Raw genomic sequence first — 12,850 nt, 5'->3', positions numbered from 1 at the left:
GTGCGGAGCGCCGCCAAACGACGACAAGCAATCAAGGAGAAAACAGATGATCCGCAAGGCAAAAGCAGTATGGCAGGGCACCGGTCGCGACGGCACCGGCCACCTATCGAGCGAATCCGGCGTGCTCGCCGAGACGCCGTATTCGTTCAAGACGCGCTTCGAGAACGAGAAGGGCACCAATCCCGAGGAATTGATCGCAGCCGCCCACGCCGGCTGTTTCACCATGGCGCTGGCCTTCGGTCTTCAGCTCGCGGGCTTCACGCCGACTGAGCTCTCCACGGAGGCCGCGGTCACCCTCGATCCCGATGGGAAGGGATTCAAGATCAGCAAGTCGGCGTTGACCCTGCGCGCCAAGGTGCCGAACCTCGACGATGCCGGGTTTGCGAAGACCGCCGGCGAGGCCGAGAAGAACTGTCCGGTATCGAAAGTGCTCAACGCGACGATCACGCTCGACGCGAAATTGACCTAGCCAACCCGCGGAGACGGCATCATGCCACGCCAGCATCAACCAGATGAAGACAGGTTCCGGGCGATCCTGCCCGAGGATATCGACTGGAAGCCGTTTCCAGCATTTCCGCCTGGGGCGCGGCTTGCCGTCATGGTCGGTCATCCCACCGAGCCCGGCCCCTATGTGGTCCGGGTGAGGGTGCCCGGCGGCACCAAGCTGATGCCGCACAAGCATCCGGAGGACCGGATCTATACGGTCGTGTCGGGCGTCTTCTACATCGGACTCGGTGAGAGCTTCGATGGCGATCGGGTGAAAGCCTATCCTCCGGGCAGCGTGATTGTCCTGCCCGGCGAGACCTGGCATTTTCATTGGGCGAAGTCCGGCGAATACATCACGCAGGTGTCGGCGATCGGACCGCTTGGTCTGGAGTATCACGATGATCATGATGACCCTCGCTTGCACACGGCGACGCAGTAAGGTCAGATCATCCGAATTGACGAGATGGAGCATCAAATGACGACAGAGCGCGCAGTTTTGGCCGGAGGCTGCTTCTGGGGCATGCAGGATCTCATCCGCAAGCAGCCCGGCGTGATCTCGACGCGGGTCGGCTACACCGGCGGTCGGGTGAAGAACGCCACCTATCGCAATCACGAAGGTCATGCCGAAGCGATCGAGATCATGTTCGATCCCGCGAAGACCAGTTTTCGCACCATGCTGGAGTTCTTCTTCCAGATCCACGACCCCACCACGCTCAACCGCCAGGGCAATGATCGGGGCACGAGCTACCGCTCTGCGATTTTCTACACGTCGGACGAGCAGAAGCGCGTCGCCGAAGACACCATTGCCGATGTCGAGGCATCGGGTCTGTGGCCCGGCAAGGTGGTGACGGAAGTCGCCCCCCTTGGCGAACTCTGGGAGGCTGAGCCTGAGCATCAGGATTATCTCGAACGCTATCCTGACGGCTACACCTGTCATTTCATCCGGCCCGACTGGAAGCTGCCGCGACGCGCGGTGGCCGCGGGGAGCTAGCGATGGCCAAGGGATACTGGATCACCCTCTATCGCTCGATCTCTGATCCGGAGGCGTTGGCGGCCTATGCGAAGCTCGCAGGTCCGGCCATCATCGCCAATGGTGGCCGGTTCCTCGCCCGTGGCAATGCGGCGAAGGTGTATGAGCAGGGCATCGCGCAGCGCTCCACTGTGACCGAGTTCGACAACCTCGAGCTCGCCGTCGCGGCGCACGACAGCCCCGCCTATCAGGACGCGCTCAAGGTGCTCGGCAATGCCTGCGAGCGCGACGTCCGCATCGTCGAGGGATTGGGCTGAACCCAAGGACATGTTGCCGAGCGATGACCGAAGCTTGTGAGATGAACATTCCCCGCTGGCATTCGTCGTTGCGGTTGGCCGTGCCCCCGTCTGTCACCCGCAAATCACATCCACCGCCTTGCGGGCAAGCTCCCTCAGTTCGGCGCGGGAGGTACCGGCGCGGGCCCGGATTGCGATCGTATGCATCGTGGCCGCCGCCAGGATGGCGAGCGCCGCGGGATCGGCATCGCGCTTCAGTTCGCCCTTGTCCTTTGCAAGACGGAATCGTGCCTCGAAATCAGCGTCGATCGCGCGAAGTCCTGTCGCAACGCTCTTTCGGATCGCCGCATCTTCTGCGGTCTCGGTAACCGCAGTTCCGAGGACAAAGCAACCACGGGCGTGTCCCTTGCCCGAAAAGTAGATGGAAAGGGCCGCGTCGTAGGCAAGCATCAGCGCTTCGTTTAGGGGGTGCTCCCCCGCGAGGGCGTCGCGCGTGGCGGCGAGGCTGATGTCCCAATAGCGGGCGAGCGCCTCGAGGTAGAGTGCGTGCTTGTTGCCGAAGACTGCATAGAGGCTCGGCGGGCTCATGCCGGTGGCCGCCGCGACCTTGTCCAGCGAAGTTCCGGAGTAGCCGGTCTTCCAAAAGGTTTCGGTTGCTCGCTTGAGGGCCGTTTTAGCGTCGTAGGCGGGTGGCCGTCCGCGGCGTGCAGGACTCGTTTCGCTGGTTTTTCGCGCCATATCGTCAAGACCCCGGTTGTCGTGCCTGGTTACAGATATTTGTATGGACCGTTATAAAAATCAAGATGCGGAGGCTTGATTGCCGGTTCAGGGGACCGTATTTGTAACGAACGTTAGCTAATTGAAGGCGAGGATTTCGATGCGTTTCAATTTCGCGCCAATCGCCGGCTGGTGGGGCGATCGCATGAGTTTCGGCGGGAGCGAAGCTGTTGGCCAGTCGGTCCGAGCGGAACTCGGGACGCGGCTGCGCCGGCCCTTGATGCTGGCCGTGCCGATCATTGTGGCCGTGTTCGGCGCCTCACTGTATCTGGCCCAGGAGCAATACGTTTCGACCGACGATGCATTCGTTCGAGCCGCGAAAGTGACCATCAACGCCCGGGTTTCCGGTCAGGCGATTGAGATCGCAGTGCGCGACAACGAGCGCGTTCATCAGGGGCAGGTCCTGTTTCGGATCGATCCGGAGCCCTATCAGATCGCCGTCGATCAGGCGGAGGCCCGGCTTGGCAGCGCGCGGCTCCAGATCGAATCTCTCAAGGCGACCTACCGTCAGCAGCAGTCGGAGTTGCAGTCCGCAAAGGATTCGGCTGCCTTCGACGAGCGCGAGTTCGACCGCAAGAAAATGCTCGTGGCTTCCGACTTCACGCCGCGCGCAGTCTACGAGCGGGCCGAAACGGATATGAAGGTCGCCCGCCATCGCACGGCGTCGATCGAACAACAGATCGCCAACACGATCGTCGCGCTCAGCGGCGATCCCGATATCGACGTCGATCGCCACCCGACGGTTCGCGCGGCAAAGGCGCAGCTCGATCGCGCGCGGCTCGATCTCTCTTATGCCAGCGTGACAGCGCCCGACGACGGCATCGTGACGAAGGTCGATGATTTGCAGATCGGCGGCTTCGTCAATGCCGGCGCGCCCACATTCTCCCTGCTGTCGAGCCGACATGTCTGGGTCGAGGCGAATTTTCGGGAAACCGGTCTGACCCACATGCATCCCGGTCAAGAAGCGACGATCGACGTCGATGCTTATCCTGATCGCAAGTTCAAGGCGCATGTCGACAGCATGAGCCCCGGCACCGGATCGGACTTCTCGGTGCTGCCGCCCGAGAATGCAACCGGGAACTGGGTCAAAGTCGTTCAGCGTTTGCCGGTGCGTCTCGAACTCGATGATCTCGATCCGACCCGTCCCCTGTTTTCGGGCATCAGCGTGACGGCGCGGGTCGATACCGGCTATCGCCGCACCTGGCTGCATCTGCTCCGACCCGCGTTCGCGACGGAGGGCAAATGAGTACGACAGTCCCGTCAGCCGCCGCCAACGGAAGGCATCACACGATCGCCGCGGCTGCTCTCTTGGCGACCTACATGCAGGCCGCCAACATCTCGATACCGAACGCCGCGCTGCCGCACATTCAGGCGACGCTCTCGATGGCCAATGACGAGGTCGGCTGGGTCTTTTCGTCCTATATCGCCGCGAGTGCCGTGACCATGTCGATCGCGCAGTGGTTGGCGGCACGTTATGGCCGAAAGCAGGTCTATCAGGTCGCCGTGGCGATCTTCGTGCTTGGCCTAGTGCTCGATACACTCGCGACCACGTCCATCCAGTTTGTGCTGGCCCGGATCCTCCAGGGCGCGGCGAGCGGGCCGCTTGCGCCGCTTTCGCTGGCGATCCTGCTCGAGGTGACGCCGCCGGCGCGACATGCCCGCATGAGCCTGGCATGGACCGTGTGTTCCTTGTTCGGCATCAGCAGTGGCCCCGGCATTGGCGGTTGGCTCAGTGAATATCAGGGTTGGCCGTCGATTTTCTATTTCAGCCTGCCGATGACGGCATTCATCTTCCTGACGATGGCCCAATCGCTGAGCGAGAAGCGGGCGGAGCGGAGCCAGTCCTTTGACTTCTTCGGTCTGACAACCTTCTCCGTCGGCATGATCGGGCTGCAAATGCTGCTTGACCGCGGCGAACGCCTCGAATGGTTTGCCTCGACGGAGATCTGGGTCGAAGCGATCGCCTCGGTCCTTGGATTCTATCTCTTCATCGTCCACGTCATGACGACCAGGGAGCATTTTCTTCGCACGGCACTGTTCAGGGACCGCAATCTCGTGCTCTCGACGGTGATCTCATTTGCGCTTGGCTTCGTCCTGCTGCCGACCCTGGCCTTGACGTCCCCGATGCTCGAGGAATTGCTCAACTACCCCGTCGATACCACGGGCTATATGACCATTCCGCGCGGTGTGGCGCTTGTGGGGGCGCTGGTGCTGACGAGCCTGGTTCCAGCGCAGGTTGATAGCAGGCCGTTCCTCATCGGGGGAATGACGCTGGTGGTCTATGCCAATTGGCTGATGCTCGGCTATTCACCGGCGATGGATTGGCGGCCGGTGGTCGAGGCAGGCCTGCTCCAGGGCGCCGGTATCGGCATGTTGCTGCCGACGCTCGCCAGGGCCGCGTTCGGCACGCTCGATCCGAAACGTCGTCCGGAAGGCAGCGCGCTGATCAACCTGTCGCGCCTTTATGGCAGCACCATCGGCATCGCCGTGGTCCAACTGTTCTTCTACGCCAACACGCAGGCCGTGCACGTCGCACTCGCCAAGAACCTGACGCCCTATCGTGTCGCCGCTTATTTCGGAGGCTCGATCGGCAAGCCGGGCCTTGCTGCGCTCAACGGCATGGTGACGCGGCAGGCGGCCACAGTCGCGGTCATCGACCAGTTCGAGATCCTGATGTTCGCCATGCTCGTCGTGATCCCGCTCGTGTTCTTTCTCCGCAAGCCGCGGCCCGCCGGTTAACGCCGGGGAACTGTGAAATGACATCGCATCGTCAATTTCGATCACCTCGTGCCGCTTGTGCATAAGCCGAGGCCAAACAAAGGAGCATCAGCATGACGTCGTCCGATTCACTTCGTTATACGAAGATTCCAACCCATGGGTCCGGTGCGATTCCCGCCGTGGGATTTGGCACGCTCATTCCGGATCCGCTCGTGACCAAGCAGGCCACCAAGGCTGCACTGGAGGCGGGATTTCGACACCTCGATTGTGCCGAGCGCTACCGCAACGAAGCGGCGGTTGGCGATGCGTTGCGGGAGGCGTTCAAGGCGGGGAATCTTCAGCGCCAAGACCTGTTCGTGACGACGAAGCTATGGAACACCAATCACCGGCCGGAACGAGTCAAGGCTGCCTTCGACGCCAGCCGCCGGCGGCTGCAACTCGACGATATCGACTGTTACATCATCCATACGCCGTTTGCCTTTCAACCCAGCGACGAGCAAGACCCGAGAGACGAGCGCGGTCAGGTCATCTATGATTCAGGCGTGACGTTGGCGGAGACATGGGGAGCGCTGGAGCGCCTTGTCGACGAGGGCCACTGCAAGTCGATAGGCCTGTCGGATATCACCCTGGAGAAGCTGCGCGAGATCGTTGCGGTTGCGCGGATCAGGCCAGCCATGGTGCAAGTCGAATCGCATCCGTATCTGCCCGAATGGGAGCTGCTCGACTTCTGTCGCGAGCATGGGATCGTGCTCCAGGCGTTTGCAGCGCTGGGACACGCCATGAAGCCGAACCTCCTGGCCGACCCGGTGATCACCACCATCGCGGAGCGCCTCGACAAGACACCGGCTCAGATTGCTCTGGCCTGGGCTGTCCAGCGCGGCACCGCTTTCCTGACGACTTCGACCAATCCTCGGCGTATCCGGGAAAACTTCGATATTTCGACGCTGCCTGAAGACGCCATGCGGGAGATACGGGCCGAGATCACGACAAACGTCAGGTTCAACACGGTGGTCGAAACCGGCGTGCCCGGATTCATTCCCCGGGCGGGATGACGCGAGGAATGCGGAGCCGCGTTCTGCGAACGGGACGCGGCGAGGGGCTTGGGGCGAACCCTTGGATCGTGGACGCGTGGGTCAGGAGCGCAATTGCGCGATGAGGCCCTGGGCGATCCGCATGTCGGCGATACCCGATCCCTCGGTCATCGCGGCGCAGGCCTTCTCCAGAACCGCAAGCGCCTCTGCGCGCTGGTCGCGTCCGATCCTGAGTTGCGCGATGCTGATGGCGCATCGCAACTGCCAGAAGTCGGCGCCCTGCTGCGCCGCCAGATCCATCGCCTCGTGAAAGCATGCGTCGGCGGCTTCCGACTGGGGTGTCTCTCTCAGCATCAGCTCACCCTTGATGCGGAGCAGCTCCGGCAGATACCAGCGTTCCTGCCTGTCGTTGCAACGTGCCAACGCGTTCTCGATCGTGTCGAAGCCATTATGGATCTGGTTGGCCTGTCCGAAACACGCCGCCAACTCGCCGAGCAGGGGAAGAAAGCGCGGCAGGAAACGCGCATCGCCAGCGCGATTGAGCTCGTCGCGCAGCAGCGGCAGGCCTGTCTCGACGTCCGTGCGCCTGGCGATGACCAGGGCATTGAAAGCGCGCGCCCACAGGCTCCAGAGTTTTATGGCGTGGCGATCGGTATGTTCGAGCAACTCGGCTCCGTAGCGCTCGGCAGCATCGTAGTCCCCGGCCAGAAAGGCGATCGGACAGCCGGACTGTCCGAGCACACTGCAGAATGTCAGCGCGTGGCCATTGGCTCGGCCTTCATGGATGTTCTGCTCGGCGAGTGCCAGGGCCTGATCCGCATGACCCTGCAGCCACAGGATGCGGGCACGGAAATACTGCGTCGATAGCCTGACATCGAGCGGAAAGATCTTTGGCTTTTCGGCCAGCACATGCAGGGAGGCATTCACCCGGTCGATGCGAATCCGGGCTCCGTTCTGGTCGCCGAGATAATGCAGCGCCACGGCGGTCAACCGGTCGGCCAGCATGAGATCGGTCTTGTCGGGTGAACTCGCGGCGGCCTCGGCGAAGCGATCGGCCAGCACGCGCGCCTTGCCGAACGCGCCGTTGTTGAACTGGTCGATGCACAGGCCCCAGAGCGCCCGCAGCCGGAAATCCTTGTCGTCGAGCCTGTCCGCCAGCTCCAACGTGGCCTCGAGGATCGGGCGCGCCTCGCGCGCGCGTCCTTCCCCATACATCAGCGACCAGCCGAGCGCCGCCAGCAGCTGCATGCGTACCCGCTCGTCGCCGTGGTCTCCCAGCGCGGCGAGTGCGGTTCTGGCGCGCTCGCGACACTCCGAGAACAGCGATAGGCGAATCCAGAGCGTGACCGCGACCGCCGTCAGCGCGATGCCGAGCTGCGCATCGCCATCCGGCGAAAAGGCCCAGTCCAGCGCGGCGCGCAGATTGTCCAGCTCCGCGCCGTAGACGCCAAGCCAGTCCGACAGCGGCGCGGATGTTTCGGCCTCAGCCCGCTCGAACAGGTCGCGAAAGTATTCGGCGTGCCGTCGCGCGATCCGCTTTGCTTCGCCGGCCTCGTTCAGCTTGCCGAGCGCGTAGGTGCGCGTGGTATCGAGCAGGCGATAACGCAGTGTCCGCGCGCCGGACGGTGCAATCAGCGATTTCGTGACGAGATTGTCGATCGCCTCCATGGTCGCCGTTGCACTGAGCCCATCGCCCGACGCGACGGCGGCAGCCGCCTCCGGCGTGAACGGGCCGACGAACACCGACAATCTTCGCAAGATCGCGCTCTCGGGTGCGGGAAGAAGGTCGTAGCTCCAGTCCAGCGCGGCGCTGAGCGTCTGGTGTCGCGGAATGGCCGTGCGGCGGCCGCGCCATTGCAGCGAAAACCGGCTGTCGAGCAGGGACGCCGTGCCGGCGATACCATAGGCATTGACGCGCCCCGCCGCGAGCTCGATCGCGAGCGCGATGCCGTCAAGGCGGCGGCAGATGTCTGCCACCAACGGTGCTTCTTCCGCGCTGAGCTGAAATGGTCCGGAGCTCTGTGCGATACGTTCGATGAAGAGCTGGGCTGCCGGATAGGCGAGGATGTCGGCCACGGCGAGATCGTCGCGCCGGGGCGGGCAGTCGAGCGGAAACAGTCGAAAGATCCGTTCGCCTTCGCTGCGAAAGGATTCGCGGCTGGTGGCGAGCACATGCAGTCGCGGTGCCTCGCGAACCAGACGTTCGACCAGCGGCGCGAGGGTCTCCAGCACGTGCTCGCAGCTGTCGAAGATCAACAGCGTCGGTTTCGCCTGCAGATGCGTCAGCAGCGCCGGGACCGGATCCTCCGCATTGATGGACAGCCCCAGTGTCGATGCGATGGTGATGGCGGCGAGTTCGGGCTTCCTCACCGGCCCGAAGTCGACGAAGAAGACGTTGCCGTCGAAATGGGCCAGCCTGCGATGGCCCACGGTCACGGCCACCGCGGTCTTGCCGATGCCGCCGGGGCCGACGACGGTGACGAAACGATGCAGTGCCAGCCCGGTCGAAATCTTCTCGATGACGTCGTCGCGCCCGATCACCCGTGCGAGCGGCGCGGGAAGCGAGCGGGGCAGGGAGACATCAATCGGGGCAGCAGGAAGAGCGGGAGCGACCTGGGCGAGCGATGCGACGAAGCAATAGCCGCGCCCGGGGACGTTGACGACATAACGGGCGGATTTGCCGGTATCGCCGAGGGCCTTGCGCAGCGCTGCGATGTGGAAGCGGAGGCTGCCGTCGTCGACATTCACGTCGGCCCAGACGCGTTTGACCAGCTCGCGCTTGTCGACGACTTCGCCGGGGCGCTCGGCCAGGAAGATCAGGATGTCGAGCGCGCGGCCTCCGACGTGAAGATGCGCGCCGTCCTTCTCCAGGAGTCGGGACTTCGGAAACAGTCGAAATGGCCCAAAAGAAATGGCCGAGTCATGGTTGTTATCGTCTGGCACGCACCATAGCCCCCTCGGCAGGGAGTCAAATATGTTTGACTTTGTCTATCAGAACGAAGCGTACAGTAAACTGGACGAAAGCAGCGGGTGTGGCTTCTGGTCCGCGCGATGCCGCTTCGATCCACTCTGTTCGTTTGAAATATCGCTTTAAGATGAATGGCTTAGGCTGGTGGATGAAGTCGGCTCATCTGTTCAGCTGTCAGCTCTACGCAGGGGACCATACCGAAAAACGGATGGGGACTCTCACTTTGCCCACAAGCCTTGGTTGCCCCGCCGTTTGCGGTGCCATTGACGATGGCGGCGTCCTGCTGCGAATGGTTTCTTGGGAGCCGGTCCCGCCACTGATCAAAGATACTTTGGGAATAGGACATGCCCTCCCTCTCGCGGCGAGACTTCGTCAATGCGGCCGCGTTTGCCGCGACGGTCGCCGGATTTCCACGTTGTGGAAACGCGGTTGATTATCCCTCCAGGCCGATCCGGCTGGTGATCCCGTATGCGGCTGGCGGCCCAGGCGATCAGATCGGACGTCCCTGGGTCGAGCGAATGTCATCGCAGCTCGGTCCGAGTTTTGTCGAGAATATCAGCGGTGCGGGTGGCGCCATCGGGACGGCATCGGTCGCACGCGAGAAGCCCGACGGCTATTCGCTTCTGCTGGGAAATGGCAGCACGCAGGTCATCGTCCCGCTGACGACGCCAAATCCCGCCTACGCCGTTGACGATTTCCGCGCCATCTATCGCTTGATCAACAGTGCGCTGGTATTCGCTGTCAGCCCCTCGCTGCCGGCAGCCAATCTGCAAGACCTGATTGCGTACGCGAAGGCCAACCCCGGCAAGTTGTCCTATGGGACGCCAGGTATCGGCACCGGCAATCACCTCGTCGGCGAATTGTTCAAGCAGCAGGCAGGCGGACTTGACATCGTCCATGTTCCCTATCGAGGGAGCTCGCAAGCGACCAATGACGTCGTCGCCGGTCAGATATCTCTCGTTGTTGCCGTCATGTCGGTTCAATTGCAGCAACTCGGCCGTGCCGGCAGAATACGGCTGCTGGCGGTCACGACCGAACGGCGCTTGAGCGGCGCGCCCGACATTCCGACCGCAATTGAATCCGGCATGCCGGATCTCAGCTATGAGGGCTGGTTCGGCCTGTTCGCGCACAAGATGACGGACGATGCGATCATCGACCGGATCGCGCAGGCGACACGGGCAGCGATGTCCGATCCCGGATTGCAAGAATCGTATCGCTCTCAGGGCATGGAACCGGACGGCGATTCCAGCCCGGACAAGTTTCAGCGAATTGTCGATGCCACTACGGCAAGCCTTGCTCCTGTGATCAAGACGATCGGGCTCAAATCGCAGTAAGCCGACGCTGTGCCGAAGCAATCGAGACGCCTTCTGCGGTAGGTCGTTATCGCGAGCCCAGCTCAGAACCGCTTCGCCATCTCGGCAAGGCGGCGGTGGGCGGTGTCGCGGGCGGCGCGGATCGGCTCGGCTGGGCCCGCCGTCGGGCCGATCGGCACAAAGCGCACGTCGCTGACGCCGATGAAGCGGAGTGCCTCGCGCAAGTACGGCGTCGCCATGTCGATGCGGCCGCGGTTCATGCCGGTGGCGAAGTCGCTGCCAGAGGCGAGAATGACGATGGTCGGCCGGTCCTTGAGGAGCGGAAGATAGCCCTGCGCCGGATCGAAGCGGAACGTCAGGCCCGGCTGGATGACGATGTCGAACCACTGCTTCAGCTTGTAAGGGATGCCGAAATTCCACATCGGCGTCGAGATCAGCACGCGTTCGGCCAGCGAGAAGCGCAGCGCCATCCGCTCGGCTTCCGCAAAACTGTCCCGCTGCGCGTCGGTGAAGGCCTCCGCTTTCATCCGTGCATATTTGGCCTCGACGATGGGGCCGGCAAACTCCGGCATGCGCTCGTGCCAGAGGTCGACGACGTCGATGTCCCAATCGGGGCGGGCCTGTTGAAAGCGGTCAAGGAACAGTCGTGCACCGGCGCTCGACTCGGAATCGGCACGCGGGGAACAGGAAAGGTGCAAGAGCTTTGCCACCGCTCATCCCAGCGCTCTGATGACGGCGTCCGCGCGGGTGACGACGGCGACGTTCTGCATGGCAAAGTTGATCGAGGCCGAGTGCCAGTCGGCATTCATGGTCGAGCAGCAGTCTTCCGGCACGATCATGAAATAGCCCTTGTCGGCCCCGGTGCGTGCGGTGTGCTCGACCGACATGTTGGTCCATGCGCCGGTGTTGATGATCATATCGCGGCCGGTGGCTTTGAGGATCGTCTCCAGCCGCGTGCCTTCCCAGGCGCTCATCCGCATCTTCTCGACCACGAAATCGCCGGGCCGCGGCTCCAGACCAGACACGGGCGCTGCCCCCCAACTGCCACGCACCATCGCCTTGCTGTCGACGAGACCCTCGAACAGTGGTGCGTTCAGCGTCACGCCCGGCGCGCCGGGCTCGACCACGAACCAGACATGGATGATGGTGACGCCGCGCGCGCGCGCCGTTTCCGCCAGGCGACGGACGTTCTCGACGACGTGCTGCTGCTTGGCATGACCGGGCGCGCCGGATTCGGCGAACGCGCCGCCATCCATGATGACGTCGTTCTGGAGGTCCTGGATGATCATGGCGCAGCGGTTCGGATCGAGGCGTAACTCGCCGTCGACCAGGATCGGCGCCGCAGCTGCAGGGCCGGCGCTCGCGGCGCCGCCACCGCTGCGCCTGCCGCTCATATAGGGTTCGTGGCGCGGTCCGGCCTTGGTCGGGATGGCGTAGACCGAATGCGTCGAGGTCAAATAGAGCGTGCGGAAATCCGGTCCGCCCCAGGCGAGGTTGGCGACGAGCTCGGGCACGCGAACCTTTCCGAGCAGCTCGCCGCGCGGCGAATAGACCCAGACGCCGCCGGGCGCGGTGACCCAGACATTGCCGTGCTGGTCGCACTTCATGCCGTCGGGCAGGCCGGGCTCCAATTCGGAGCGGATGCCGCTTGCGAACACCCGCGCGTTCGACAGCGTGCCATCGGCATTGACGTCGAACACGCGGATCAGCGCCTGCACGGTGTCGTTGACGTAGAGCAGTTTCTCGTCGGGCGAGAAGCACAGTCCGTTCGGCTGGTCGAACAGATTGCGGTCGACCACGAGCGTCGGCTCGCTGCCGGGCACGACGCGATAGACGCCCTGGAAGCCGAGCTGGCGCGGCCGCTCGACGCCATAGACCGGCATGCGGCCATACCAGGGATCCGAGAAATAGATCGCGCCTGATGAGTGCACGCAGACATCGTTGGGGCTGTTGAGCTCCTGTCCCCCAAAGTGCGAGGCGAGCACCTCGCGCCGTCCGTCCGGGCGTTCGCGGATCAACGATGAGGTCGCGTGCTCGCAGACGATCAGATTGAGCTCGGCGTCGTAGGTCATGCCGTTGCATTTGTTCGACGGACGCTTGATCTCGGTGACGCCGCGCCGTGCATCCCAGCGCCGGCGCACGTCGCCCGGCATGTCCGAGAACAGGAGGTAATGATCGACCGGATGCCAGATCGGCCCTTCCGTGAAATCAAAGCCTGTTCCGACCTGCGCAACGGGTGCGTAGGGATCGATCAGCGTTTCGAATTCGGAGCGCAAGGTGACGTGGGTCAT

Annotated in this window: 12 protein-coding genes; 8 read left to right on the top strand and 4 right to left on the bottom strand. The window is 63.2% G+C overall.

The annotated features are described in order from the left end of the window. Window positions 1-46 precede the first annotated feature (46 nt). From QA645_RS28420 to QA645_RS28405, 4 genes are read left to right on the top strand one after another with little or no spacing between them, the layout of a single operon-like run. On the top strand, window positions 47-469 hold the full coding sequence (locus tag QA645_RS28420; RefSeq protein ID WP_283044766.1) for an OsmC family protein: 423 nt from the start codon (window positions 47-49) through the stop codon (window positions 467-469). Between the two features lie 21 nt (window positions 470-490). Beyond that, window positions 491-925: a cupin domain-containing protein gene (locus QA645_RS28415; RefSeq protein ID WP_283044765.1), complete on the top strand. Its 435-nt coding sequence runs from the start codon at window positions 491-493 to the stop codon at window positions 923-925. 36 nt (window positions 926-961) lie between these two features. Further along, window positions 962-1,477, top strand: coding sequence for a peptide-methionine (S)-S-oxide reductase MsrA (msrA, locus tag QA645_RS28410; RefSeq protein WP_283044764.1), 516 nt, complete (start codon window positions 962-964; stop codon window positions 1,475-1,477). A 2-nt stretch (window positions 1,478-1,479) separates the two neighbouring features. Then, entirely contained in the window at window positions 1,480-1,773 is a 294-nt protein-coding gene (locus QA645_RS28405) for a DUF1330 domain-containing protein (RefSeq protein ID WP_283044763.1), read from the top strand. Between the two features lie 93 nt (window positions 1,774-1,866). On the opposite strand, the gene QA645_RS28400 is transcribed toward QA645_RS28405, so the two are convergent. Then, window positions 1,867-2,490 (bottom strand): TetR/AcrR family transcriptional regulator, encoded by a 624-nt coding sequence (locus QA645_RS28400; RefSeq protein WP_283044762.1) that lies wholly within the window; start codon window positions 2,488-2,490, stop codon window positions 1,867-1,869. Between the two features lie 139 nt (window positions 2,491-2,629). Here QA645_RS28400 and QA645_RS28395 point away from each other — a divergent pair, with 139 nt between their 5' ends. The 3 genes from QA645_RS28395 to QA645_RS28385 all read left to right on the top strand — a co-directional run bounded on the left by QA645_RS28395 (window position 2,630) and on the right by QA645_RS28385 (window position 6,299). Further along, complete coding sequence (locus QA645_RS28395; RefSeq protein ID WP_283044761.1) at window positions 2,630-3,775, top strand: HlyD family secretion protein; 1,146 nt, start codon at window positions 2,630-2,632, stop codon at window positions 3,773-3,775. Further along, window positions 3,772-5,268, top strand: coding sequence for a DHA2 family efflux MFS transporter permease subunit (locus QA645_RS28390; protein WP_283044760.1), 1,497 nt, complete (start codon window positions 3,772-3,774; stop codon window positions 5,266-5,268). Before QA645_RS28395 ends, QA645_RS28390 begins: the two co-directional genes overlap by 4 nt. Before the next feature lie 92 nt (window positions 5,269-5,360). Then, window positions 5,361-6,299: an aldo/keto reductase gene (locus QA645_RS28385; protein WP_283044759.1), complete on the top strand. Its 939-nt coding sequence runs from the start codon at window positions 5,361-5,363 to the stop codon at window positions 6,297-6,299. Between the two features lie 81 nt (window positions 6,300-6,380). Here the strand turns inward: QA645_RS28385 and QA645_RS28380 are convergent, their stop codons facing one another. Beyond that, window positions 6,381-9,221 carry a winged helix-turn-helix domain-containing protein gene (locus QA645_RS28380; protein WP_283044758.1) on the bottom strand — a complete coding sequence of 947 codons (2,841 nt, stop codon included), beginning with the start codon at window positions 9,219-9,221 and terminating at the stop codon, window positions 6,381-6,383. 369 nt (window positions 9,222-9,590) lie between these two features. On the opposite strand from QA645_RS28380, the gene QA645_RS28375 reads away from it, so the two are divergent. Then, complete coding sequence (locus QA645_RS28375) at window positions 9,591-10,580, top strand: tripartite tricarboxylate transporter substrate binding protein (protein WP_283044757.1); 990 nt, start codon at window positions 9,591-9,593, stop codon at window positions 10,578-10,580. A gap of 62 nt (window positions 10,581-10,642) precedes the next feature. On the opposite strand, the gene QA645_RS28370 is transcribed toward QA645_RS28375, so the two are convergent. Continuing rightward, window positions 10,643-11,269 (bottom strand): NAD(P)H-dependent oxidoreductase, encoded by a 627-nt coding sequence (locus tag QA645_RS28370; protein ID WP_283044756.1) that lies wholly within the window; start codon window positions 11,267-11,269, stop codon window positions 10,643-10,645. Window positions 11,270-11,272: 3 nt separating this feature from the next. Further along, the gene (locus QA645_RS28365) at window positions 11,273-12,850 is read right to left on the bottom strand and encodes an isochorismatase family protein (RefSeq protein ID WP_283044755.1); all 1,578 of its coding nucleotides are present in this window, start codon (window positions 12,848-12,850) and stop codon (window positions 11,273-11,275) included.

Origin of the sequence: Bradyrhizobium sp. CIAT3101 (genome assembly GCF_029714945.1) — a bacterium.
GTDB lineage: Bacteria > Pseudomonadota > Alphaproteobacteria > Rhizobiales > Xanthobacteraceae > Bradyrhizobium.
Note: the sequence above shows the minus strand (reverse complement) of the source record. Positions and strands in the feature narration are given on the sequence as shown.